The sequence below is a fragment of the Modicisalibacter sp. genome, assembly GCF_055145905.1.
In genome coordinates, this window is sequence record NZ_JBSREH010000001.1 from 271,518 (window position 1) to 293,358 (window position 21,841).

Here is a 21,841-nt window from a genome sequence, read left to right on the forward strand (position 1 = left end):
AGGCATGATCGAATTACAGGGCCTGACCAAGACCTACGGCGACAAGACGGTCGTCAGCGACATCTCGCTACGTGTCGAACGTGGCGAGTTCAGTGTGCTGATCGGCCCCTCGGGTTGCGGCAAGTCGACCACGCTGCGCATGATCAACCGGCTGATCCCCTTGACGAGCGGGCGCATCCTGCTCGGCGACGAGGATGTCACCCGCCTGCCGGCGGAACAGCTGCGCCGGCGGATCGGCTACGCCATCCAGTCGATCGGGCTGTTCCCCCACTGGACGGTGGCCGACAACATCGCCGTGGTGCCCAACCTGCTCAAGTGGCCGAGCGCGCGCATCGCCTCGCGGGTCGACGAGTTGCTCGACCTCTTCCACCTGGATGCCGGCGAGTTCCGCGACAAGTACCCGCACCAGCTCTCTGGCGGTCAGGCCCAGCGCGTGGGGGTAGCCCGGGCGCTCGCCGCCGACCCGGAAGTGCTGCTGATGGACGAGCCCTTCGGTGCCGTCGACCCGCTGACCCGCGAGGTGCTGCAGAACGAGATGCGCCGCGTCCACGAGCAAACCGGCACCACCGTGATCTTCGTCACCCACGACATGGACGAGGCGCTCAAGCTGGCCTCGCGCATCGCCCTGCTCGACGCCGGGCGCCTGGTGCAGTACGACCGCCCCATCGAGCTGCTCACCGCCCCCGCCGAGGCCTTCGTCAGCGACTTCATCGGCAAGGCCGACCTCGGCCTCAAGCTGCTCTCGCGGCGCTGGGTGCACCAGTACCAGCAGGCGGCGACGACATCCGGCGACGCCCCCCATCACTGGGAAACCGACGCGCAAGGCCACCCGACCTGCCTGCACGGCGGCCGTCCGACGGCGGATGTGCCACCGCGCGTGGCGGTCACCGATGACTGGACGGCGACACCGGGAATGACCATGAAGGAAGCCCTGTCGCGCATGGTCTGGTATCGCGTGGGAGTGCTGCCGGTCATCGACGACGCCGGGCGTCTGATCGGCGAGGTGACCCTGGAGGGGGTCATGGGGCGTCAGCCATGATGGCGGCCCTGCTCCGGTGCGAACGGCGCCGCGATGCCCTACTGCCGCTGCTGAGTCTGCTGCTGGTGGCCCTGGTGCTGTTCATGGGGCGCCTGGAACCGCTGTTCCATGCCGCCTTTCCGCAGCTCGAGACACCCGTCTACGCTCGCGAAAGCTTCTGGCGGCTGACCCTCGACCACCTCGTACTGGTACTGGTCTCGTCGCTGATCTCGGTGAGCGTGGGCGTCTCTGCGGGCCTGTTCGTCACCCGTCGCACCGGGCGCGAGTTCGAGCCGCTGGTCTCGGCACTGGCGGCGATCGGCCAGACCTTTCCGCCGGCGGCGGTGCTGGCGATCGTCGTGCCGCTGGCCGGGTTCGGCTTCGTGCCGACCATCGTCGCCCTGACCCTCTACGGCCTGCTGCCGGTGGTACAGAACACCATCACAGGCCTGCGCACCGTGCCCCCCGACACCCTGGAGGCCGCCCGCGGCACGGGCATGAGCGCCCGGCAGATCCTGTGGCGCGTCGAGTTGCCGCTGGCGATGCGGGTGATCATCGCCGGTGTCCGGGTGTCGGTGATCATCAACATCGGCACCGCCACCATCGGCTCCACGGTCGGCGCCCAGAGCCTGGGCACACCGATCATCGCCGGGCTGGTGGGCGACAATATCGCCTACGTGATTCAGGGGGCGGTGCTGGTGGGGCTGCTGGCGATCGTCAGCGACCTGTCCTTCGAACGCCTGGAACGGCGCTATCGGATCGGCGGCGAGGCTACGGACTGAACACAGGCGGCGGGGAACGACAGGAAAAGAGGTCGGAAACCGGGGAAAGGAGTGGCGCAAGGCACCAGCCCGCCCGACGGCAAGCCGCCGGGCGTGGGTGCTGACACTCAGCTGGCGGAGTCCTGGATCTGCTCACCGCCCTCTTCGATGTCTTCGCCGGCGCCATGCATGGTGTTGCAGCCGCTCAGCACGCTGACACTCACCAGCGCCAGAAACATCAGTGCCGTCAGTTTCTTCATCTCGCGTCCTCCCTAACGGATCAATGAAGTCACCGGCGAGGCCATCATCCGGACCCCGTTCCGGTGCGTGACAAGGCGTCACACCCCCAGCCTAACAGGCTCCGGCGGATTCTGCCCGGTGGATCCGCTACTTCCCGGAAGCGGCTTCCTCGATTTCCGAGCCCACCTTCTGCACATCGCGGCCGAAGCCGTGCATGGTATTGCAGCCGGCCAGGCCCGCCAGCATCAGCAGGGCCAGCGCGATCGCTAGCTTGTTCATGGCATTCTCCTCGCGCGATTGTTGCGCCTGTTATCGCCGATCCCGGCGCTTGCCACAAGAGGCGCGACTAGACCAGTACCAGGCGCAGGATGATCACCCCGATCACCGCCAGCGTCAGTCCGCGGACCCACTTGGCGCCACGCGGCCCCATGTTGACCCGCACCGCCAGCCAGGCGCCGCTCATGCTGCCCACCGCCATCAGCAGGCCGTAGGCCCAGCGGACTTGATCGTCGAGCACGAACACCGCCAACGCCGGCAAGGTATAGACAAGTATGATGAGTACCTTGAGCACGTTGACCTGGGCCAGGTCGATCCTGAGCATGCGGTAGAGCACGGCGATGAACAACACCCCCACGCCGACCTGAATGAAGCCGCCGTAGAGGCCGATGACGAACATCGCCAGATACACCGCCGGTGTCAGCCGTTCCGGGGTCAGCTCCCGGGTGTCCAGCGTCGGCTGTGGCAGCAGCATCATCAGCGAGGCGCCGACCATGGCCACCACCAGCACCGTCTCGAACACGGCGTCGGGAATTCCCAGCGCCAACCAGGCACCGCACAGTGCACCCAGCACCGCCGGCACCGAGAGCCGCAGGCCGACCCCCAGGTCCCGAGCGCCGGCGCGGCGGAAGTTGCCCACCGCGCTGACACTCTGCAGGGCGATGCTCACCCGGTTGGTGCCGTTGGCCACCTGGGGTGGCAGCCCCAGGAACATCAGCAGCGGCAGGGTCAGCATCGAGCCCCCCGCCGCCAGCACGTTGATGAAGCCGGCGGCAGCGCCGATCACCACCAGCGCCAGCCCTTCCAGCCCGCTCATGAGGCGGCCGTCCGTGGAGTCCGCCCCTGACGCACGCTCCAGGCGAACACGGCGGCGAAGATCGCCACCCCGGCCAGATCGAGGGCGAGCATGCCGTGCGGCCACAGCATCAGGGCGCCGATCGGGAACATCAGCAGCCGCAGCCACCATGACAGCTCATGCTCGAGATAGCCCTCGAGGCCGGCGACGATGGCGTAGATGCCGAACAGCGCCATGACGAAGACGGTGGTCATCTCCAGCGGCGTGCCGGTGATCAGCGGCGACCACACGAACAGCAGCGGCACGATGTAGAGCCCCTTGGCGATCTTCCAGGCGGTCAGGCCGGTGCGCATCTGCGGCGTGTTGGCGATCGCCGCGGCGGCGAAGGCGGTCAGGCACACCGGCGGCGTGACGTTGGAGTCCTGGGACAGCCAGAAGATCACCATGTGCGCGGCGACCAGCGCCATGGTCAGGAAGTGCGGCGACAGCGCCTGCTCGTAGAGCTGGCTGGAGAAGGTGTCCGGTACCTTGTCGAGCAGCGCCTGGGCGTCGGCCGGGCTCATCGGCGCGGACAGCGCCTGCACCTGATCCGGCGCGGCGAGCATGAAGATGGCCTGGGCCTGCTGCGGCAGATCGCCGGCCACCAGCAGGTCGACGAGCTGGGAGTGCGCCATCAAGTTGTAGAGCGCCGGCGCCGACAGCGTCGCCAGCACGATGTAGGACGCCGTGACCGGCAGCCCCATGCCCAGGATCAGCGAGGCGATGGCGATCAGCACCAGGGTCACCAGCAGGCTGCCGCCCGCCCAGTCGGTGATCATCAGCGAGAAGGTGTTGCCGATGCCGGTGGTCGAGACCACGTTGACGATCAGCCCCACGGTGATCAGCAGGATCGCCGTGGTGATCATGTTGCGGGTGCCCTGCACCAGGGCCTCGATGATCAGCCTCGGGGTCATCGGCTGCTTGGACAGCCACGACGCCACGACCACCGAGACGATGGCGATGCCGGCGCTGTAGGTGGGCGTGAAGCCGTAGATCAGCGCCGCCACCAGCACGATCAGCGGCAGCAGGAAGTGCCAGCCGTTCTTGAGCACCTCACCGATCTTCGGCGCATCGGGGTCGTCGAGGTGCTGGGCGTTGCTGCGCTTGGCCTCGATGCGCACGAACATCGCCACCGACAGGAAGTACAGCAGCGCCGGCAGCGCGGCGACGCCGATGATGGTCAGGTAGGAAACCTGGGTGTAGGAGGCCATGATGAAGGCCCCGGCCCCCATCACCGGCGGCATCAGCTGGCCGCCGGTCGATGCCGAGGCCTCGACGCCCGCGGCAAAGCGCGCCGGGAAGCCGGCCTTGCGCATCAGCGGGATGGTGATGACCCCGGTGGAGACGGTATTGGCCACCGCCGAGCCGGACACCGAGCCCATCAGGCCCGAGGAGAACACCGCCACGAAGCCCGGGCCGCCGACGAAGCGACCGGCCGCGCAGCGCGCCAGCTCGATGATGAACTCCCCGGCGCCCGACTTGACCAGGAAGGCGCCGAAGAGGATGAACATGAACACGTACGACCAGGAGATGCGGGCGATCGAGCCCAGCATGCCCTCGCCGCCGATGTAGCTGCGGAACAGCACGGTTTCCCAGCTCAGGCCGGGGAAGTTGAAGACGCCGCCGACGTACTTGCCCCACCAGGCCACGTAGGTCAGCGCGATCAGGCACAGCACCGGGATGAACCAGCCGGTGGTGCGCCGGGCGAACTCGAGCACCAGCCCCACGGCCAGGATCGACACCACCCAGTCGCTGGCGTTGAAGGTCACGCCGCGGTCGTAGAGCGCGTCCTCGAAGGCCATCAGGTAAAGAGCGCAGCCGATCGCCGCCACCGCCAGCAGCACGTCGACGGCCAGGATCGCGCGCTGCGCCCCGGCGCCGGAGGGCCGCGCCAGCGGCACCGACAGCGCGCACAGCGCACCGAACAGCCCGAAATGCATGGCGCTCGTCCACAGCGTGGACAGCGTCGAGAAGGTATTGAAATAGAGGTGCACCAGGGCGATGACGATCGCGAAGGCGAACAGGAAGCGCCCCAGCCACGGATGCGTCAGGCGCTCGTCGGCCTCCTGGGCCTCCTCGTCGCGGATCGAGTCAAGGTTCGGGTCGCTCACGGCGATCTCCTGAAAACGGAAGGGCTGAACATCGACGACGAACGCCGCGGCATGGCGCGGCGCTCGTCCAGGGCCGGATCGCCGGGGCCATGCGGCCCCGCGACCCGTGGGATCACTCGGCGATCAGACGATCGGGGATCTTGATGCCCTGTTCCTTGAAGAAGCGAGCCGCCCCCGGATGCAGCGGCATCGGCAGGCCGGCGATCGCCTTCTCGATGGCCATGGCCTTGGTCGCCGGGTGGATGTTCTGCAGGAACGGCAGGTTCTCGTACATGGTCTTGGTGATGGCGTAGACATCGTCGGCCGGGACGTCGGCACGCACCGCCAGGATATTGGGCTGGGCGATGGTGTGGATCACCTCGTCCTGGTTCGGATAGGTGCCGGCCGGGATGTCATACGGGGTCCACAGCTCGAACTCGCTGTTGACCTTCTTGAGCTGCTCGTCGGTGAAGGCCAGCGTGGTGATGTCGTCGCCGACGTTGGCATAGGCGCGGGTCACCGCCGCCGCCGGGGCACCGGCCGGAATGTTCATGCCCTTGATGGTGCCGTTCTGCAGGGCGTCGGCGCTGGGGCCGTAGCCCAGGTAGGCGATGTCCATCTTCTCCGGATCGATGCCCAGCTGGCCGAGGATGTAGCGGCCGGAGCCCTCAGTGCCGGAGTTGCGCGCGCCGATCGAGAACGGCTCGCCGTAGAGGTTGGTCATGTCGTCGATGGTGCCGGAATCGACCATGTCGTCCTTGACCACGAAGTGCTCGACGTTCTGCCACAGCATCGACACGCTGCGCAGGTTCTTGTACGCCTTGGGTACCGGGCCGGTGCCCTTCCAGGCGTAGGCGCCGTAGAGCCCCTGCAGGATGCCGAACTGCGCCTGATCCTCGTCCATCAGCTTGAGGTTCTCGCCGGAACCGGCGGAGCTGATCGCCGACACCGAGATGCCGGTCTTGGGCTCGAGCTTGACCTTGATCAGCGTCGACAGCGCGACGCCCACCGGGTAGTAGGTACCGCCGGTGGTCGCGGTGCTCAGGATGTACTTGTGGGATTCCTGAGCCATGGCCGAGCCGGCCGAGACACCCAGTGCCGCTGCGGTAGCCAGCCCGATGGCCGACTTGAGGAACTGACGCTTGTGCATGCCGTTTCTCCTGTTGGGAATTGGCGGTTATTGTGTGAAGCGTCAGAGCTACTGCAAATGCCTTGCCACCCACGGAATGATCTTGAAAATCAAAAGCTTGTAAAAAAACTGCCTGACGAACGCCCATTGATCGGCAACAACTTGCCGATCACGGCGCCGACCATCGGCCATTTCTTGCCGACACTTGCCGACACCGCACCTGCACGGAGATCCCCATGACCGACTTCACGCTCGATGAGCGCCTGGCCGAGGACACGCACTTTCTGCTCGACCTGCCGCTGTGTCAGGTGCGCCTGATGAACGACGCCCGCTTCGCCTGGCTGATCCTGGTACCGCGCCGCGAGGCCATTGTCGAGGTCAGCGACCTGAGCGAGAGCGAGCAGGCGCGCCTGTGGCACGAGGCCACCCGGCTCGGCGAGGCGCTCAAGGCCGAGCTCGGCGGCGCCAAGCTCAACCTGGCAACGCTGGGCAATCAGGTGCCGCAGCTGCATTTCCACGTCATCGTGCGGCGCCGCGACGATGCCGCCTGGCCCGGCCCGGTGTGGGGGGTGGGAACACCCGAGCCCTGGCCGGCCCGGGCGGTGGCGGAATGGCAGGCGCGGATCGACCGGCTCGCCGCGCCGCTGATGGCGGAGTGAGGGAACGTCAGGTGCCGCTCAGCAGCCCGTGCTTGTCGAGCACCGCCTCGATGGCGTCCTCGATGATCGCCAGCCCCTCGTCGAGATCGGCGTCGGTGCTGATCAAGGGCGGCATGACCTTGACCACGCAGTCCGCCTGGCCGGTGGTCTCCATGATCAGCCCGCGCTCGAAGCACTTGTCGATGATCGCGTTGCCGAATTCGGCGCGCTCGCAGGCCAGGCCGATGAACAGCCCGCGCCCGCGGATCTCGGCCTCGAAATGGCGGTGCTCGGCCATGATCGTGGCCAGCCGCTCGCGGACGTACTCGCCCTTGCGCAGCGTTTCCTTCTCCAGGGTGTCGTCGCGCCAGTAGGTCTCGAGCGCCGCGGTGCCGGTGACGAAGGCCTGATTGTTGCCGCGGAAGGTGCCGGTGTGCTCGCCGGGCGCCCAGACATCGAGCTCGGGCTTGAGCAGCACCATCGCCAGCGGCAGCCCCATCCCGGACAGCGACTTGGCAACGGTGACGATGTCCGGCGAGATGCCGGCCGGCTCGAAGGAGAAGAACGGCCCGGTGCGGCCGATCCCGGCCTGGATGTCGTCGACGATCAGCAGCATGTCGTGCTCACGGCACAGCCGCTCGATCTCGCGCAGCCAGGCGAAGTCGGCGACGTTGATGCCGCCCTCGCCCTGCACCGTCTCGACGATCACCGCCGCCGGCTTGTCGACGCCGCTGAAGTCATCCTCGAGCAGCGCCGCGAAGTCCTTCGCGGTGTCGCGACCGTCGGCGTAGTAGTGGCTGTAGGGCATCAGCACGGCATCGTCGAGCCCCACCCCGGCGCTGCCGCGCACCGCGGCGTTGGCGGTGACCGCCATCGAGCCCAGGGTCATGCCGTGAAAGCCGTGGGTGAAGTGGACGATCCGGCTGCGCCCCTTGACCTTGCGCGCCAGCTTGAGCGCCGCCTCCACCGCATTGGTGCCGGTGGGCCCGGGGAACTGCAGCTTGTAGTCCATCCCACGCGGCTTGAGGATCACGTCCTCGAAGGTGGCGAGGAAGGTCTCCTTGGCCTCGGTGGCCATGTCCAGGCCATGGTTGATGCCGTCGCGCTGGATGTACTCGACCAGCGCGCGTTTCATGGCCTCGTCGTTGTGGCCATAGTTGAGCGCCCCGGCGCCGCTGAAGAAATCCAGGTAGCGGGTGCCGTCGGTCGCGGTCAGGCGGTTGCCCTTGGCCTCTGTAAAGACTTTGGGAAAGGAGCGCACGTAGGCGCGGACCTGCGATTCGAGACGTTCGATGGTGTCCATGGTTGCCTCCTCCATGATGGCACGACGCGGTTCAGCGGCTGGGCACGCCGCCGACGCAGTAGTACTTGGTCTCGAGGTATTCCTGCATGCCGGCATCGGCGCCCTCGCGGCCCAGGCCCGACTGCTTGACGCCGCCGAACGGCACCTGAGCCCCGGTGATGTCCATGGTGTTGACGCCGACCATGCCGTATTCGAGCCGCCGCATGAACTTGCGGATGCGGGCGTCGCGATGGGTGTAGACGTAGGCGGCGAGGCCGTAGATGGTGGCGTTGGCGGCCGCGATCACCGCGTCGTCGTCGTCGAAGGCGCAGATCGGCGCCACCGGCGCGAACGCCTCCTCGCCGGCCACGCGCATCTCGGGCGTGAAGTCGGCGACCACCGTGGGCATGAAGAAGCGCGGCCCCGGCGCCTCGCTCTGGTCGCGACCGAGGATTCGTGCGCCCTTGTCGCGGGCGTCGTCGACGAGCCCGCGGGCCTTGTCGACGGCATCGCGGTTGATCAGCGGCCCAATGGCGGTGTCATCATCGAAGCCGTTGCCCACCGTCATGGTATTCATGCGCGCGGTGAAGCGCTCGACGAAGTCATCATAGAGCGAGCGGTGCACGTAGAGCCGGTTGGCCGCCACGCAGTCCTGACCGCTGGTCTGGAACTTGGCGGCGATCGCCCCTTCGACCGCCTCGTCGAGATCGGCATCGTCACAGACGATGAACGGCGCGTTGCCGCCCAGCTCCATGGCATTGCGCTTGACCGTGTCAGCGCTCTGGCGCAGCAGCTCGCGGCCCACCGGGGTGGAGCCGGTGAACGACAGCGCCCGGACCCGGTCGTCGGCACAGACCCGCTCGGCGAAGCGCTTGCCGCTGCCGGTGACCACGTTGAACTCGCCACGGGTCAGACCTGCGCGCTCGGCAAGCACCGCCAGCGCCAGCGCCGAGAACGGCGTCTGGGTGGCCGGGTTGACCAGGGCGGTGCAGCCCGCCGCCAGGGCGGCACCGACCTTGCGAGTGATCATCGCCAGGGGGAAGTTCCACGGCGTGATCACCGCGGCCACACCGACCGGCTCCTGCACGGTGCCCAGCGCGACGTCGGGCTTGTCGGCGGGAATCGTCTCGCCGTCGGCCCGGCGCGCCTGCTCGGCGAACCAGCGAAAGAAGCTTGCCGCATAATCGACCTCACCGCGCGCCTCGGCCAGCGGCTTGCCCTGCTCCCGGGTCATCAGCCGTGCCAGCGCCTCGCGGTGTTCGGTCATGCCCCGATACCACGCCAGCAGCTTGTCGGCGCGCTCCAGCGCCGAGGTGTCGCGCCAGTCGGCGAAGGCGTTCACCGCGGCATCGATCGCCGTATCGATGTCCGCCGCCGCCAGATCGGGCACCTGGCCGATGGCCTCCTCGGTCGCCGGGTCATCGATTGCCTGGCGCGCGTCGTCATCGGAGGTGATCCAGTCACCGCCGACGAAGGCGCGTTCACGCATCAAGGTCCTGGGATCAGTCGTCATTGCCGTTCCTCCCTGACTGCCAATGAAAGGGCCATCGGCAAGGGGCCGGCATGCCGGAACCAGCAGACTGGATGGACAGGATCCGTCGAGGATCGGCGATGAGCTATCCCTGGTTGCCCGGCATCGCCCCTCGCCGCGGCGAGGTCCCTGCAGTGTAGGTCGCCGGGACGATATCCCCCAAGGCGCATCGTCACGTCGCCGACGGCGTGACGAGAAAGGCTTCGCGGCGCAGCCCGTAACGGTGCATCTTCTGGTTCAGGGTACGCCGCGGCAGCTCGAGCTCCTCCAGCACCGCCTGGATGTTGCCGCCATGGCGGGCCAGCGCGGCACGCAGCAGCGAGGCCTCGAAAGCCGCCACCTGATCGGCCAGCGAGCCACCGGCGCCCGGCGCCGCCTGCGGATCGGCGCCCAGCTGCGGGATATCCAGCCCCAGGGTGAAGCGTGTCGCGGCGTTGCGCAGCTCGCGCAGGTTGCCGGGCCAGTCGTGGCGGGCCAGGGCGGCGAGCAGCTCGGCATCCGCCTCGCGCCGGCCGCGCTGGTGGACATCGGCGGCCTGGCGGCAGAAATGGTTGAACAGCAGCGCGATGTCCTCGCGACGCTCGCGTAATGGAGGGATGCTCAGCTCGGCGATCGCCAGCCGGTAGTAGAGGTCCTCGCGGAACGCCCCGCGCGAGGCCATGGCCAGCAGGTCGGCCTTGGTCGCCGCCACCACGCGCAGGTCCAGATGGATCACCCGGTTGCTGCCCAGCCGCGTGACCTCACCCTCCTGCAGCGCGCGCAGCAGCTTGACCTGAGCGGCCGGCGGCATCGATTCGACCTCGTCGAGAAACAGCGTGCCGCCGCTGGCGTGTTCCAGCTTGCCGACCCGCATCTCCAGGGCGCCGGTGAAGGCCCCCCGTTCGTGGCCGAACAGCTCCGACTCGATCAGCTCGGGGGCGATCGCCCCGCAGTTGAGCGCCACGAAGGGGGTCGCCTCGCCGGGGCCGAACTCGTGGAGACAGCGCGCGACCACCTCCTTGCCGCTGCCCGTCTCGCCGTGCACCAGCACGCTGGCCCGGGTCGGCGCCAGGTTGGCGATCTGCTCGCGCAGCCGCCGCATGCCCGACGCCTCGCCCAGCAGCCGTCCGGCCAGCCCGCCCTGGCGCAGCGCCTGACGCAGGCGCCGGTTCTCCTGGCCCAGCCGGCGCCGCTCGAGGGCTCGCTGGACCTGTTCCTCCAGCTGTTCGGGCTCGAAGGGCTTCTCGATGAAGTCCCAGGCGCCCTGGCGCATGGCATCCACCGCCATCGGCACGTCGCCGTGGCCGGTGATCAGCACCACCGGCAGGTCGGCATCGACGGCCAGCACCGCCTCGAGCAGCGCCAGCCCGTCCATGCCGGGCATCTTGACGTCGGAGATCAGCACGCCGCAGGGCTCGCCGGCGGTGAGCGCGGCCAGTGCCGTCTCGCTGGCGGCGAAGGTGCGCACCGGCAGGTCGCCGAGCTCGAACCACTGGGTCAGGGACTCGCGCACGCCGGGGTCGTCGTCGACCAGCCAGATCGGCAGTTCACTCATGTCTGGGCTTCCTCGTTGCTGTGCCGCTGCGTCGCCTGCCGGGCGCACGGCAATTCCACATGAAAGCGCGCCCCGCCACCCTCCCCGGCCGGACGGTTCTCGGCCCGGATGCGGCCGGCGAGATCCTGAACGATGCCGAAGGCGATGAACAGCCCCAGGCCGAGCCCGTCGCCCACGGCCTTGGTGGTGTAGAAGGGGTCGAAGAGATGCTCGAGCACCTCGGCCTCGATGCCCGGGCCGTTGTCCGCCACCGTCAGGATCACCTGCGCCTCGTCCACCGCCAGGGTGACCGTCAGCTGCGGCGACGCGACATCGCGCAGGGCATCGAGGGCGTTGCGCAGCAGGTTGGTGAGCAGCTGCTCGACCCGCACCTCGTCGCCGGCGACCCACACCCCGCCCCCTGAGCCTTCCGGGCGCTCGACCGTCAGCCGCACGCCCTGGCGCATCAGGCGGTCGTCGAGCAGCTCGAGCACGAAATCGAGCCGGGCGGCCAGGTCGATCGGCTCGCGGGCGCCGCCCTTGCGGGCGAACAGCTTGAGCTGGCGGATCAGCGTGGCCAGCCGGTCGGACAGCGCCTGGATGCGCCGGAAGTTGTCGGCCGCCGTCGCCTCGCGTCCGCGCTCGATCAACCGCGCGCCGCTGGCCGCGTAGGTGCGGATCCCGGCCAGCGGCTGGTTGAGTTCGTGGGCAATGCCCGCCGCCATGGTGCCCAGCGCGGCCAGCTTGCCGGCCTGCACCAGTTCGGCCTGGGCCGACTCCAGCTCGCGGGTGCGCGAGGCGACCCGGCTTTCCAGCCGTTCGTTGGCCTCGCGCATGATCCGCGCCTCGCGCTCGCGCAGCCACAGCCGCTGCTGGCGTTCGCGCAGCCACAGCCCCAGCAGCAGCAGGGCCAGGCAGCCGGCGGCGGCGACCAGCACCGCATCGCGGGCACTGGCATACAGCGGCCGCACCGGCACCAGATAGTGCATGCGCCAGCCCAGCGTCGACAGCGGGCTGGAGGTGATGAAATAGCGCTCTCCGACGGGGTCGCCCACCGCCCCGCCGGCCGGCTCGCCACCGATCAGCAGCGAACCGTCGGCCAGGCGCTCGCCCAGCGGCTCGAGCGCCGCGCCGTTGAACTGGCGCTGGGCACGGATCGCCTCACGCGCGGACGCGTCCAGTCGGCCGAAGTGGCGGAAGCGCCAGTCGGGGCGGCTGGAGAGGATCACCACCCCGTTGGCGTCGCTGACCAGCACCTTCTCGCCGGCCTGGCGCCAGTCCGCCTGCAGCGACTCCAGCGATACCTTGACCGCCAGCGCCCCGGCTACGGGCTGTCTGTCGCCCGCGTCACGGGGGCCGCTGATCACCGGTGCCGAGACGAAGTAGCCCGGGCGCCCGGTGGTGCTGCCCACCGCGAAGAACTCGCCCTGGTCGCCGCGCAGGGCGGCACGAAAGTAGGGGCGATAGTCGTAGCGATGGCCGATGAAGCTGCCCGGCGTGGCGTGATTGCTCGCCGCCACGGTCAGCCCACGACGATTCATCAGGTAGATCGCCTCGGCCTCCGAGTCCGCGGCCACCCGCGCCAGATGCCGGTTGACGCGGCGGATCACCGCCGGGTTGTCCATCCCCAGGGCGCTCTGGATCAACGGCTGGCGGGCCAGCAGGTCCGGCAGGTAGGCGAAGCGCGCCAGCGCCCCGTCGAGGCTGCTGGTGTACAGCGCCAGCCGTGCATCGGCATGGCGACGCGCCTCGCGCATGGCGGCGTCGAGCTGCCAGTGCCAGACCCACCACAGCATGGCGGCGACCGCCAGCCCCGCCGCCGAGATCAGCAACCGTCGCAGCCGGCGGCGACGCACCGGGCTCAACGGCGCGACTCGAGCCGGGCGCGGATCGCCGCGAGCAGGTCGTCGAAGCGCGCCGGGTCGATCGGCTGCCCGCCCTGTCGCCCGGAGAGCACAAGCCGGGTCCCCCCGTCGGCGGCCTGCGTCTCGAGCGTCAGGGCGTAGCCGTTGCGCCAGGCCAGCACGGCATCCACCCGCCCCAGGGCCGCATCCGCCATCTGGATCACGAAGCCGCGCTCGACCAGCACCGCGACCCCCGCCGACAATGCCGCCTCCGGCGCGGCGGTGACCTGCACGTCGCGGGTCGGCGGCGGCGATGCCAGGCTCGCGCAGCCGGCGAGCAGCCCCATCAGCACTCCCGCTATCAGCAGGCGTTTCATGGCTGTCCCTCCCGATTCAGCAGGCGTGACTGGATGGCGCCGCTCACCTCGCGGCAGAAGGCATCCCGGTTGTAGGGGCGGGAGTCGATGACTCGTCCGTCATCGGCGACCACCCGGGAGTCACGGGTCAGGGTCAGCTGCGCGTCGTCGACCACCAGCGAGACCCGCTCGACCTGGACCGGCTCGTCGCCGATGCGCATGCCCAGGCCGAGGTGCACCCCGCCCCCTGCATGGCCCCAGCCTCCCCAGCCCATGCCGCCGTCGATCCACGGTTCGTCGATGGCGCCCAGCCCCGGCTGGCGGGTGGTACGCTCGGCGCTCACCACGCCCAGGGCCAGGTCGGTACTGCGGATGGCGAAGCCCCGCGCCTCCAGTTCCGCCATGGCCGCGCGGACCCACGCCTCGCGGGACGCCGCCGGCTCACGCGGCCACTGGCAGGCCGCGGGCAGCGCCCGGGCATCTCCGGCCAGCGGGTCGCTGCCCATGGCCTGACACCCGCCGAGCGCGACGGTGGCCAGCAGCATCAGTGCATACAGTGGCTGTTTCATGGTGTCTCTCCTGACTGCGTCACGGGCCGCCCGGGCCCGGCTCTTCGAGCATAGCGCGGGCGGCTCCCGCCCCGGGCCATTTCACGCTAGGCTTTGGACGAAAACTGACTGCGCTCGGCAACACGGCGTTAAAAATCGTCTCAAAGTACTCATTTACAGCGCGTAAATTCCGTCTTTTCACCGATTTTTGCCTTGTCTTGCCTTCGCTCGCCGACTTTTCGTCAAAAACCCTCGGCTGGCAACCTTCCATGCCTTGCCGACGAGCCCACGACACGAGGACACCATGAAGATCCTGATCGCCCCCGACAGCTACAAGGATGCCCTGCCGGCCCGCGAGGCGGCCGCGGCGATCGCCGCCGGGCTGCGTCGCGTGCGCCCCGAGGCCGAACTCGTCGAGTGTCCGATGGGCGACGGCGGCGAAGGCACCCTGGATGCCCTGATCGCCGCCACCGGCGCCGAGCGTCGCCATGCCCGGGTGCAGGATGCCCTGGGCCGGCCCGCTACCGCCGCCTGGGGCTGGCACGCCGCCAGCCGCAGCGCCTATGTCGAGCTGGCCGAGGCCAGCGGCCTGCAGGCCCTGAGCCGCGAGGAGCGCACCGCCCGCGACAGCACCACCCACGGCGTCGGCGAGCTGATCCGCGCGGCCCTCGATGCCGGCGCCCGGCGGCTGATTCTAACCCTCGGCGGCAGCGCCACCAACGATGCTGGCGCGGGCATGCTGGCGGCGCTGGGCGCGCGACTGCTGGACGCCGAGGGAGGCCCCCTGCCGCCGGGCGGCGCGGCACTGGGCGATCTGGCGCGGCTCGACCTGAGTGGACTCGACCCACGCCTGGCCGAGCTGACGGTGGAGGCGGCGGTGGACGTCGACAATCCGCTGACCGGCCCGCGCGGCGCCAGCGCGGTGTTCGGCCCGCAGAAGGGCGCCTCGGCGGCGGACGTCAGCCATCTCGATGCTGCCATGGACCACTTCGCCGATCATCTCGCCCGAGCGCTGGGACGCGACGAGCGCGACCACCCCGGTGCGGGCGCCGCCGGCGGCATGGGCTTCGCCGCCGGCAGCGTGCTCGGCGCCGCCCTGCGCCCGGGCATCGAACTGGTCATGGAGCAGGCCGGCTTCAACCAGCGGCTCACCGGAGCCGACCTGGTGGTCACCGGCGAGGGTCAGCTCGACGGCCAGAGCCTGGCGGGCAAGACGCCCATCGGCATTGCCCGCCGCGCCCGCGAGCACGGCGTGCCGACGGTGGTGCTAGCCGGGCGCCTGGGGGACGGCTGGCAGGCGGCCCACGACGAGGGCGTACTGGCAGCTCTGGCCCTGGCCGACGGCCCCATGGCGCTCGACGAGGCCCTGACCCGCTGCGCCGAGCTGCTCGCCGACCGGGCCGAGGCGGTGCTGCGGCTGTTCGGCGCCGGCCGCGACTGAAGCCGGCTACACCTCGACCCACATGCGCTGCAGGTTGGCCAGCGACTTGCTCATCAGGTCGAAGGTTTCGCTCTTGCCCTCGCGCTCGAACAGGCCACGCCGTGCGGTGTCCAGATCGAAGAGGATCTCCCGCGCGGCGGGGTCGCGGACCTGGCTCTGCACCCAGCCGATCGCCACCCGGCGCTGCCCCCGGGTGACCGGCTCGACCCGGTGCAGGGTGGACGACGGATAGAGGATCATCGCCCCGGCGGGCAGCTTGTAGCGCTGCTCGCCGGCGGTGGTGTCGGTCACCAGTTCGCCGCCGTCGTAGTCTTCCGGCGCTTCGAGAAACAGGGTGAAGGAAAGGTCGGTGCGTACCGGCGCCGCGCCGCCCATCACCGGGTCGTCGACATGGTTGCCGTAGTGCATGCCCGAGCGGTAGCGGCTGAAGCGCACCGGGGTCATGCGCGCCGGCCGCGCCGCCATCTGGAACAGCGGATGGCGGTGAATCGCCTCGCCGAGGCGCTCGCTCCACTGGCGCACCACCGGCGCCTGGCCGTCGGCCTGCTGATTCGCCTTGACCTGGCGGGCATGCCAGCCCGCCGTCTCACGGCCGTCCCGGAAATGCGCGTCCTCGTCGAGATCCCGCCGCAGCGCCGCCAGCTGCTCGGCATCGAGGACATCCGCCACGCACAGAATCATTGTCTGCTCCCCTGCCAGTGATGCGAACGTGAATGCAAATAACTCTCGTGTGGGTTATGTTATTGTTCCACGCCATGATACGCCAGCGTACCGGCGAACCCCTTTATTTCTCCACCAGCAAGGCATTGAACAAGACGAGGGCATCAGCATGATGGAACAGCGCCTGAAACTGTGGGTCGGCATCGGCATGACCACCTTCCTGGGAGCCGGCGGCCAGGCGGCCCTGGCCCACAGTAGCGATCCCGCCGCCGACGAGTCCCACAAGGCCGAAATGGCCGTCGAATCGGGCGGCGAGAGGCATCATGGCGGTGAAGGCGATGAGTCCCGCCACGGCGGCGAAGGCAGCGAGTCTCACCACGGCGGCGAAGGCGGCGAGTCTCACCACGGCGGCGAAGGCGGCGAGTCCGACCACGGCGGCGAAGGCGGCGAATCCGGTCACGGCGGCAAGGGCGGCGAAGCCCATCACGGCGGCGAAGGCGGCGAATCCGGCCACGGCGGTGAAGGTGGCGAAGGCGGTTCCGTCGGCTTCGTCTTCAGCCACTTCCCGGTGGCGGTCAGCGAGGGGGGCGAAGGCGGTGAAGGCGGCGATCAGCCCGCCCCCAGCGCCCTGACCTCGCCCGGCATCTACTACACCGAACTCGCCCTCATGGAGGGTCACCTGGCCAGTGCCGAGGCGCTCTATCGCAGCGGCCACGGCGACCAGGGCGCGGCCCATCTCACCCACCCGCTGATCGAGCAGTACCCGAAGCTCGAGTCGGCGCTGGAAGCGCACGGCGAGGAGGCCCCGCTGGAGTCGGCCCTGGAAGCCCTCTCCGACAAGGCCGGCCAGACCGCCGACTGGGAGCAGCTGGCCCCCGCCGTGGCGAAGGCCCGCCAGGCGATCGACGCGGCCCAGGCCGATGTCGCCGCCGAGACGCGCCAGTCCCCGCGCTTCATCGGCGACGTGACCCTGGCGCTGCTCAAGCAGGCCGCCGCCGAGTATGAGGAAGCCGTCAAGGACGGTCGCTTCGCCAACGCCGCCGAGTACCAGGACGGCCGTGGCTTCGTGCAGGTCGCCACGCAGCTGTGGCAGGCCGGCGCGGACACCCTGGGCGGCGCCGACGGCAAGGTCTACACCAAGGGTCAGGCCGAGCTGGAGGAACTGTCTCGCATCTGGCCCGAGGCCGTGCCGCCGGCCGAGCCGGTCAAGGCGCCGGGTGAGGTCTATGCGGAAGTCGCCCGCTTCGAGCTGGCGACCTCCGCTCTGCGTCACTGAGGCATCGCCAGTCATGCTGGCGGGCCACTCCCCGCCGGCATTCCCGTGGCGATAGATTGCCGCTATGCCGTCGATGACTTCCGCTCACTGGGCGCTTCCCGACGGGCCGGTTATCATCGAGGCAGATTCCATCACGGAGGATTCTCTCATGGCAGATACCAACTCCATCGGCCTGCACCAGGCCAGCGCCGACCAGCTGGCCGACAAGCTCAACACCCTGCTGGCCAACTACCAGATCTTCTACATGAACGTGCGCGGCTATCACTGGAACGTGAAGGGCCAGCACTTCTTCGAGCTGCACACCAAGTTCGAGGAGTACTACACCGATCTGCTGACCAAGATCGACGAGGTCGCCGAGCGCGTCCTGACCCTGGGTCACCAGCCGCTGCATGCCTACAGCGACTATGTGCGAGTCGCCGACATCGCCGAGGACAAGAACGTCCACGACGGCGAGGCCTGCGTGCGCGGTATCGTACAGGGCTTCCAGACGCTGATCGAGCTGCAGCGCGAACTGCTCTCCCTGGCCTCCGACGCCGACGACGAGGGCACCGCCTCGCTGGCCGGCGACTACATCCGCGAGCAGGAAAAGACCGTGTGGATGCTCAACGCCTACCTCGGCTGAGTCCCCGCGCCTGCTCCTTTCGCCGCCGCTCCCCGGAGCGGCGGCGTCGTTTTCGGGCCTCACGGCACTCGGTCGCTTGAGGTCGCGTCACGATCGCCTATGCTGAACGCAGCGTCGGCCGCCCCCTTGTCCGCAGCGGCCGACGCCCCAAGGATGAGTCCTGTCGCGGTCGAAACCGCATTCGCTCACTGAGCCGCAAGGAGGTAGCCATGAGCCAGAAACTGAGTGGCAAGCGCGTCGCCATTCTCGCCACCGACGGGTTCGAGGAATCCGAACTCGCGGTGCCGCGCAAGGAACTCGATGCCCAGGGCATCACCGTGCACATCGTCGCGCCCGACAAGAAGGGTATTCGCGCCTGGGCGGAAACCGACTGGGGCGACACCTACGACGTCGACGTGACCCTCGACGACGCCGATGTCGCCGACTACCACGCCCTGGTGCTGCCGGGCGGCCTGTTCAACCCGGACAGCCTGCGTACCAACGACAAGGCCCAGGCCTTCGCCCGGCACTTCTTCGAGGCCGGCAAGCCGGTCGGAGCCATCTGCCACGGCCCTTGGCTGCTGATCAACGCCGGCGTGGTCAAGGGCCGTCGCATGACCTCGTTCCCCTCGGTGGCCCAGGATCTGAAGAACGCCGGGGCCGAGTGGGTCGACGAGGAAGTGGTGGTCGACAGCGGGCTGGTCACCAGCCGCAAGCCCGACGATCTCGACGCCTTCTGCCGCAAGCTGATCGAGGAGATCGGCGAAGGGCGTCACAGCCACCAGCACGCCTGATTCCCACCGCTGTCACCGATTCGCCCGCCTCTCATCGGGGCGGGCGCCTTGCGTCTGGCCCCGGCAAGGCCGTCTTCAAGGAGCCCCTGCATGTCCCGCCGTCCCCGACAGGCCCTGCGCAAGCTGCTGCATCTCGCCGCCCGGCCCATGAAGTCGGACCGCGGCCGCGGCGGCATCGTGGTGCATGCCTATCGCGGCTACGGCACGGCCCGCGAGGTCTACCTGATGGGGCGGGTCTTTCATCAGCCCAGCCTGGGACTGCCGCTGGCCGAGGGCACGCTGGCCCGCGACGTGGTCGACGTGGTACGGCGCGGCGTGCGCTGGGGCGTCGGACAGGCGGAAGTCGTACTGCGCCTGAACGGCAGCACGCTGACCGTGACCACCGACCGCGACGGCTACTACGACGCACGGATGCGCCTCGACAGCCCGCTGCCGCGTGATCAAAGCTGGCATCAGGCCGAGCTCGACGTACACGTCGACGGCGCCCACACGGTCAGCGGCCGGGCCGAGATCTACGTGCCGCCGCCGGAGGTCGACCTGGTGGTGATCAGCGACATCGATGACACCGTCATGTATACCGGGGTCGCCAACAAGCTGAAGATGGCCTACCGGCTGTTTCTCGAGAAGGCCGATCGCCGCACGGCCTTTCCGGGTGTCGCCCCCTTCTATCAGGCGCTGTTCGCGGGTGCCGACGGGCGACGCCGGCGGCCCATGCTGTACGTCTCGCGCGGCCCCTGGAGCATCTACGAGGTCCTCGAGGCCTTCTTCCAGTACCACCGCATCCCGGTGGGGCCGATCCTGTTCCTGCGTGAGTGGGGCCTGACCCTGCAGCGCCCCTGGCCACGCAAGGCCAGCGACCACAAGGTGATGATGATCGAGCGCATGCTGGCGCTCTACGACACCCTGCCCTTCGTGCTGATCGGCGACAGCGGCCAGGAAGACCCCGAGACCTATGCCCGCCTGGTGCACACTCACCCCGGCCGGATCCGCGCCATCTACATCCGCGATGTCGACCAGAGCGCCGCACGCGAGGCGGCCATCGCCCGGCTGGCCGAGGAGGTCGCCGCGCACGACTGCACGCTGCTGCTGGCCGACAGCAGCCAGGCCATGGCCGAGCACGCCTTTCGCCACGGCCTGATCTCCGCAGACGGCCTGGCGGCGGTCAAGCGCTCGCCGGGCTGAGCGGATCAATGGCCAGCGATTCGATCATCGCCCGCAGCAGCTGCCAGAACGCCGCCACCGAGTCGATCTCGACCCGCTCGTCGGGCGAATGCGCACCGCGAATCTGCGGGCCGAAGGAGATCATCTGCAGGCCGGGGTACTTGCCCCCCAGAATGCCGCACTCAAGTCCCGCATGGATCACCTTGATCGCCGGGTCGTCGCCCAACAGACGCCGATGGGTCTCGCAAAAGCGCGTCAGCAGCGGGCTGTCGGGGTCCGGCGTCCAGCCCGGATAGGCGTTCTCGACGCGCGTCTCGGCACCGATCAGCCCGAACAGCGCACGGAAGCGGTCGGCGATGTCGGTGCAGGCACTGTCGCGCAGCGAGCGCACCAGGGCACACAGATGCAGCCGCCCGTCCTCCAGGCTCACCACGCCCAGGTTGTTGGAGGTTTCCACCACCCCGGGCACCGCGACGCTCATGCGCTCCACGCCACAGGGGGCCACATGCAGCGCGGCGACCAGCATGCGGCTGGCGGTGGGGGTCAGGGCCGTCTCGGCATGCGCCGTCGGCGTCAGCGTCAGCTCGAGCCCTTCGTCGACGCCTTCAAGCTCGGCACGCAGCTCGTCCTGCAGGGCCGCCAGCCGCGTACGGGCGGCGGCCTCCTCACCCTCGGCCAGCGTCAGCGTGGCGAAGGCCTCGCGCGGCAGGGCGTTGCGCAGCGTGCCGCCGTGATAGTCCACCAGACGCACGCCGCAGGGCTCCAGCGCGCGCAGCACCCGAACCAGCAACCGGTTGGCGTTGCCGCGCCCCTTGTGGATATCGATACCCGAGTGACCGCCGACCAGCCCGGTCAGCGACAGCCGCCAGGTGCGCTCGTCGGCATGCACGGCGCTGGTCGGCAGGTTGGCCTCGACCACCACGTCGGCCCCGCCGGCGCAGCCGATGTAGACCTGGCCGCGATCCTCGGAATCCAGGTTGAGCAGGATGCGCCCCTCCAGCCAGTCCTCGGCCAGGTGCAGCGCGCCGCCCATCGAGGACTCCTCCTCGACGGTGAACAACGCCTCGAGCGGCCCGTGGCGCAGCGAGTCGTCCTCGAGGATGGCCAGCGCCGCGGCCACGCCCAGGCCGTTGTCGGCCCCCAGGGTGGTGCCGCGGGCGTGCAGCCAGCCGTCGGCGATGACGGTCTCGATGGGGTCGGCGGTGAAATCGTGGGCGTGGTCGGCATTGGCCTGGGCGACCATGTCCAGATGGCCCTGAAGGATGACCCCCGGGGCCCGCTCGCAGCCCGGCGTCGCCGGCTTTTTCAGGCGCAGGTTGCCGGCGGCATCGAGATCATGGGCGAGGCCTCGCGCCTCCGCCCAGGCGATCAGCGTGCGGCGAATGCCGTCCTCGTGACCGGACGGCCGCGGCGTATTGCACAGGGTGCGGAAATGGCGCCACAGCGGGCGCGGTGTCAGGGTTTCCAGATGGTCGTTCATGACAGATCCTGAAAGCGACGATATCGATCGCCGGTCATTGTAACGATCATGAAACCATCACGAAGCCTCCCGCCCGAGACTTTTCCGCGCCCTGACCTGCAAACGCCGCCGCCCCGGCCAAGACCGGGGCGGCGGTGAGAACGGGAGCGGTGCGACGCTCAGTAGTGGTCGTCGTGGCTCTCGTCGTAGCGGGCATCGATGATCGCCGTGCCGGCTGCGGCGATCAGCACGATCATCACCGTGCCCAGCACCCAGGCGAAATACCAGGCGCCGCGCTCGCCCAGCACGATGGTCAGGGCGATGGCCACCACGGCGAGGAGCAGCCAGAAGAGGAAGAGCAGTATCTGTTTCATGGTCCGGGCTCCGC

Annotated in this window: 22 protein-coding genes; 8 read left to right on the forward strand and 14 right to left on the reverse strand. The window is 69.1% G+C overall.

Annotated elements, in window-relative coordinates:
• The first annotated feature begins 4 nt into the window (after nt 1-4).
• Nucleotides 5-1,039: an ABC transporter ATP-binding protein gene (locus ACTCB7_RS01295; protein WP_224415859.1), complete on the forward strand. Its 1,035-nt coding sequence runs from the start codon at nt 5-7 to the stop codon at nt 1,037-1,039.
• A complete protein-coding gene (locus tag ACTCB7_RS01300) occupies nt 1,036-1,800 on the forward strand; it encodes an ABC transporter permease (RefSeq protein ID WP_463005269.1) in 765 nt (254 codons plus the stop codon). Before ACTCB7_RS01295 ends, ACTCB7_RS01300 begins: the two co-directional genes overlap by 4 nt.
• A 107-nt stretch (nt 1,801-1,907) precedes the next feature.
• Here ACTCB7_RS01300 and ACTCB7_RS01305 read toward each other — a convergent pair whose 3' ends face one another.
• The 5 genes from ACTCB7_RS01305 to ACTCB7_RS01325 all read right to left on the reverse strand — a co-directional run bounded on the left by ACTCB7_RS01305 (nt 1,908) and on the right by ACTCB7_RS01325 (nt 6,370).
• On the reverse strand, nt 1,908-2,039 hold the full coding sequence (locus ACTCB7_RS01305) for an entericidin A/B family lipoprotein (protein ID WP_163648185.1): 132 nt from the start codon (nt 2,037-2,039) through the stop codon (nt 1,908-1,910).
• A gap of 127 nt (nt 2,040-2,166) precedes the next feature.
• Complete coding sequence (locus ACTCB7_RS01310) at nt 2,167-2,298, reverse strand: entericidin A/B family lipoprotein (protein WP_163648184.1); 132 nt, start codon at nt 2,296-2,298, stop codon at nt 2,167-2,169.
• Between the two features lie 67 nt (nt 2,299-2,365).
• Nucleotides 2,366-3,112: a sulfite exporter TauE/SafE family protein gene (locus tag ACTCB7_RS01315; protein WP_163648183.1), complete on the reverse strand. Its 747-nt coding sequence runs from the start codon at nt 3,110-3,112 to the stop codon at nt 2,366-2,368.
• Nucleotides 3,109-5,241 carry a TRAP transporter permease gene (locus ACTCB7_RS01320; protein WP_463005270.1) on the reverse strand — a complete coding sequence of 711 codons (2,133 nt, stop codon included), beginning with the start codon at nt 5,239-5,241 and terminating at the stop codon, nt 3,109-3,111. Before ACTCB7_RS01320 ends, ACTCB7_RS01315 begins: the two co-directional genes overlap by 4 nt.
• Before the next feature lie 112 nt (nt 5,242-5,353).
• On the reverse strand, nt 5,354-6,370 hold the full coding sequence (locus ACTCB7_RS01325) for a TAXI family TRAP transporter solute-binding subunit (protein WP_224420544.1): 1,017 nt from the start codon (nt 6,368-6,370) through the stop codon (nt 5,354-5,356).
• A gap of 215 nt (nt 6,371-6,585) precedes the next feature.
• Between ACTCB7_RS01325 and ACTCB7_RS01330 the strand changes: the two genes are divergently transcribed.
• Nucleotides 6,586-7,008 carry an HIT domain-containing protein gene (locus ACTCB7_RS01330; protein WP_463005271.1) on the forward strand — a complete coding sequence of 141 codons (423 nt, stop codon included), beginning with the start codon at nt 6,586-6,588 and terminating at the stop codon, nt 7,006-7,008.
• Nucleotides 7,009-7,015: 7 nt separating this feature from the next.
• On the opposite strand, the gene ectB is transcribed toward ACTCB7_RS01330, so the two are convergent.
• The 6 genes from ectB to ACTCB7_RS01360 form a co-directional block, all read right to left on the reverse strand.
• Nucleotides 7,016-8,290: a diaminobutyrate--2-oxoglutarate transaminase gene (gene ectB / locus ACTCB7_RS01335; protein WP_463005272.1), complete on the reverse strand. Its 1,275-nt coding sequence runs from the start codon at nt 8,288-8,290 to the stop codon at nt 7,016-7,018.
• Between the two features lie 31 nt (nt 8,291-8,321).
• Nucleotides 8,322-9,782 (reverse strand): NAD-dependent succinate-semialdehyde dehydrogenase, encoded by a 1,461-nt coding sequence (locus ACTCB7_RS01340; protein ID WP_463005273.1) that lies wholly within the window; start codon nt 9,780-9,782, stop codon nt 8,322-8,324.
• A 190-nt stretch (nt 9,783-9,972) separates the two neighbouring features.
• Nucleotides 9,973-11,334 (reverse strand): sigma-54-dependent transcriptional regulator, encoded by a 1,362-nt coding sequence (locus tag ACTCB7_RS01345; RefSeq protein ID WP_463005274.1) that lies wholly within the window; start codon nt 11,332-11,334, stop codon nt 9,973-9,975.
• Nucleotides 11,331-13,169 (reverse strand): sensor histidine kinase, encoded by a 1,839-nt coding sequence (locus ACTCB7_RS01350; protein WP_463005344.1) that lies wholly within the window; start codon nt 13,167-13,169, stop codon nt 11,331-11,333. Before ACTCB7_RS01350 ends, ACTCB7_RS01345 begins: the two co-directional genes overlap by 4 nt.
• A gap of 5 nt (nt 13,170-13,174) precedes the next feature.
• Nucleotides 13,175-13,534, reverse strand: a complete 360-nt coding sequence (locus ACTCB7_RS01355) for a hypothetical protein (protein WP_463005275.1) — start codon at nt 13,532-13,534, stop codon at nt 13,175-13,177.
• Nucleotides 13,531-14,082, reverse strand: a complete 552-nt coding sequence (locus ACTCB7_RS01360; RefSeq protein WP_224415866.1) for a hypothetical protein — start codon at nt 14,080-14,082, stop codon at nt 13,531-13,533. Before ACTCB7_RS01360 ends, ACTCB7_RS01355 begins: the two co-directional genes overlap by 4 nt.
• Nucleotides 14,083-14,365: 283 nt before the next feature.
• Between ACTCB7_RS01360 and ACTCB7_RS01365 the strand changes: the two genes are divergently transcribed.
• A complete protein-coding gene (locus ACTCB7_RS01365; protein WP_463005276.1) occupies nt 14,366-15,502 on the forward strand; it encodes a glycerate kinase in 1,137 nt (378 codons plus the stop codon).
• A 6-nt stretch (nt 15,503-15,508) separates the two neighbouring features.
• Here ACTCB7_RS01365 and ACTCB7_RS01370 read toward each other — a convergent pair whose 3' ends face one another.
• Nucleotides 15,509-16,183, reverse strand: coding sequence for a Fe2+-dependent dioxygenase (locus ACTCB7_RS01370; protein ID WP_463005277.1), 675 nt, complete (start codon nt 16,181-16,183; stop codon nt 15,509-15,511).
• A 148-nt stretch (nt 16,184-16,331) separates the two neighbouring features.
• Between ACTCB7_RS01370 and ACTCB7_RS01375 the strand changes: the two genes are divergently transcribed.
• From ACTCB7_RS01375 to ACTCB7_RS01390, 4 genes are all read left to right on the forward strand, one after another.
• Nucleotides 16,332-17,438 (forward strand): hypothetical protein, encoded by a 1,107-nt coding sequence (locus tag ACTCB7_RS01375; RefSeq protein WP_463005278.1) that lies wholly within the window; start codon nt 16,332-16,334, stop codon nt 17,436-17,438.
• Nucleotides 17,439-17,586: 148 nt separating this feature from the next.
• Nucleotides 17,587-18,060: a Dps family protein gene (locus tag ACTCB7_RS01380; RefSeq protein ID WP_463005279.1), complete on the forward strand. Its 474-nt coding sequence runs from the start codon at nt 17,587-17,589 to the stop codon at nt 18,058-18,060.
• 209 nt (nt 18,061-18,269) lie between these two features.
• Nucleotides 18,270-18,833: a type 1 glutamine amidotransferase domain-containing protein gene (locus ACTCB7_RS01385; protein WP_463005280.1), complete on the forward strand. Its 564-nt coding sequence runs from the start codon at nt 18,270-18,272 to the stop codon at nt 18,831-18,833.
• 90 nt (nt 18,834-18,923) lie between these two features.
• On the forward strand, nt 18,924-20,015 hold the full coding sequence (locus ACTCB7_RS01390; protein ID WP_463005281.1) for an App1 family protein: 1,092 nt from the start codon (nt 18,924-18,926) through the stop codon (nt 20,013-20,015).
• Here the strand turns inward: ACTCB7_RS01390 and ACTCB7_RS01395 are convergent.
• Both ACTCB7_RS01395 and ACTCB7_RS01400 read right to left on the reverse strand, forming a co-directional pair.
• Nucleotides 19,996-21,474 (reverse strand): aminoacyl-histidine dipeptidase, encoded by a 1,479-nt coding sequence (locus ACTCB7_RS01395; RefSeq protein ID WP_463005282.1) that lies wholly within the window; start codon nt 21,472-21,474, stop codon nt 19,996-19,998. The genes ACTCB7_RS01390 and ACTCB7_RS01395 overlap by 20 nt on opposite strands.
• A gap of 158 nt (nt 21,475-21,632) precedes the next feature.
• Nucleotides 21,633-21,827, reverse strand: coding sequence for a hypothetical protein (locus ACTCB7_RS01400; protein WP_163648168.1), 195 nt, complete (start codon nt 21,825-21,827; stop codon nt 21,633-21,635).
• Nucleotides 21,828-21,841: the final 14 nt, after the last annotated feature.

Bases quoted from the DNA above. Each gene is read 5' to 3' on its own strand.
- ACTCB7_RS01295 (WP_224415859.1), top strand. From the start codon at position 5: ATGATCGAATTACAGGGCCTGACCAAGACCTACGGCGACAAGACGGTC.
- ACTCB7_RS01300 (WP_463005269.1), top strand. From the start codon at position 1,036: ATGATGGCGGCCCTGCTCCGGTGCGAACGGCGCCGCGATGCCCTACTG.
- ACTCB7_RS01305 (WP_163648185.1), bottom strand. From the start codon at position 2,039: ATGAAGAAACTGACGGCACTGATGTTTCTGGCGCTGGTGAGTGTCAGC.
- ACTCB7_RS01310 (WP_163648184.1), bottom strand. From the start codon at position 2,298: ATGAACAAGCTAGCGATCGCGCTGGCCCTGCTGATGCTGGCGGGCCTG.
- ACTCB7_RS01315 (WP_163648183.1), bottom strand. From the start codon at position 3,112: ATGAGCGGGCTGGAAGGGCTGGCGCTGGTGGTGATCGGCGCTGCCGCC.
- ACTCB7_RS01325 (WP_224420544.1), bottom strand. From the start codon at position 6,370: ATGCACAAGCGTCAGTTCCTCAAGTCGGCCATCGGGCTGGCTACCGCA.
- ACTCB7_RS01330 (WP_463005271.1), top strand. From the start codon at position 6,586: ATGACCGACTTCACGCTCGATGAGCGCCTGGCCGAGGACACGCACTTT.
- ectB (WP_463005272.1), bottom strand. From the start codon at position 8,290: ATGGACACCATCGAACGTCTCGAATCGCAGGTCCGCGCCTACGTGCGC.
- ACTCB7_RS01340 (WP_463005273.1), bottom strand. From the start codon at position 9,782: ATGACGACTGATCCCAGGACCTTGATGCGTGAACGCGCCTTCGTCGGC.
- ACTCB7_RS01345 (WP_463005274.1), bottom strand. From the start codon at position 11,334: ATGAGTGAACTGCCGATCTGGCTGGTCGACGACGACCCCGGCGTGCGC.
- ACTCB7_RS01355 (WP_463005275.1), bottom strand. From the start codon at position 13,534: ATGAAACGCCTGCTGATAGCGGGAGTGCTGATGGGGCTGCTCGCCGGC.
- ACTCB7_RS01360 (WP_224415866.1), bottom strand. From the start codon at position 14,082: ATGAAACAGCCACTGTATGCACTGATGCTGCTGGCCACCGTCGCGCTC.
- ACTCB7_RS01365 (WP_463005276.1), top strand. From the start codon at position 14,366: ATGAAGATCCTGATCGCCCCCGACAGCTACAAGGATGCCCTGCCGGCC.
- ACTCB7_RS01370 (WP_463005277.1), bottom strand. From the start codon at position 16,183: ATGATTCTGTGCGTGGCGGATGTCCTCGATGCCGAGCAGCTGGCGGCG.
- ACTCB7_RS01375 (WP_463005278.1), top strand. From the start codon at position 16,332: ATGATGGAACAGCGCCTGAAACTGTGGGTCGGCATCGGCATGACCACC.
- ACTCB7_RS01380 (WP_463005279.1), top strand. From the start codon at position 17,587: ATGGCAGATACCAACTCCATCGGCCTGCACCAGGCCAGCGCCGACCAG.
- ACTCB7_RS01385 (WP_463005280.1), top strand. From the start codon at position 18,270: ATGAGCCAGAAACTGAGTGGCAAGCGCGTCGCCATTCTCGCCACCGAC.
- ACTCB7_RS01390 (WP_463005281.1), top strand. From the start codon at position 18,924: ATGTCCCGCCGTCCCCGACAGGCCCTGCGCAAGCTGCTGCATCTCGCC.
- ACTCB7_RS01395 (WP_463005282.1), bottom strand. From the start codon at position 21,474: ATGAACGACCATCTGGAAACCCTGACACCGCGCCCGCTGTGGCGCCAT.
- ACTCB7_RS01400 (WP_163648168.1), bottom strand. From the start codon at position 21,827: ATGAAACAGATACTGCTCTTCCTCTTCTGGCTGCTCCTCGCCGTGGTG.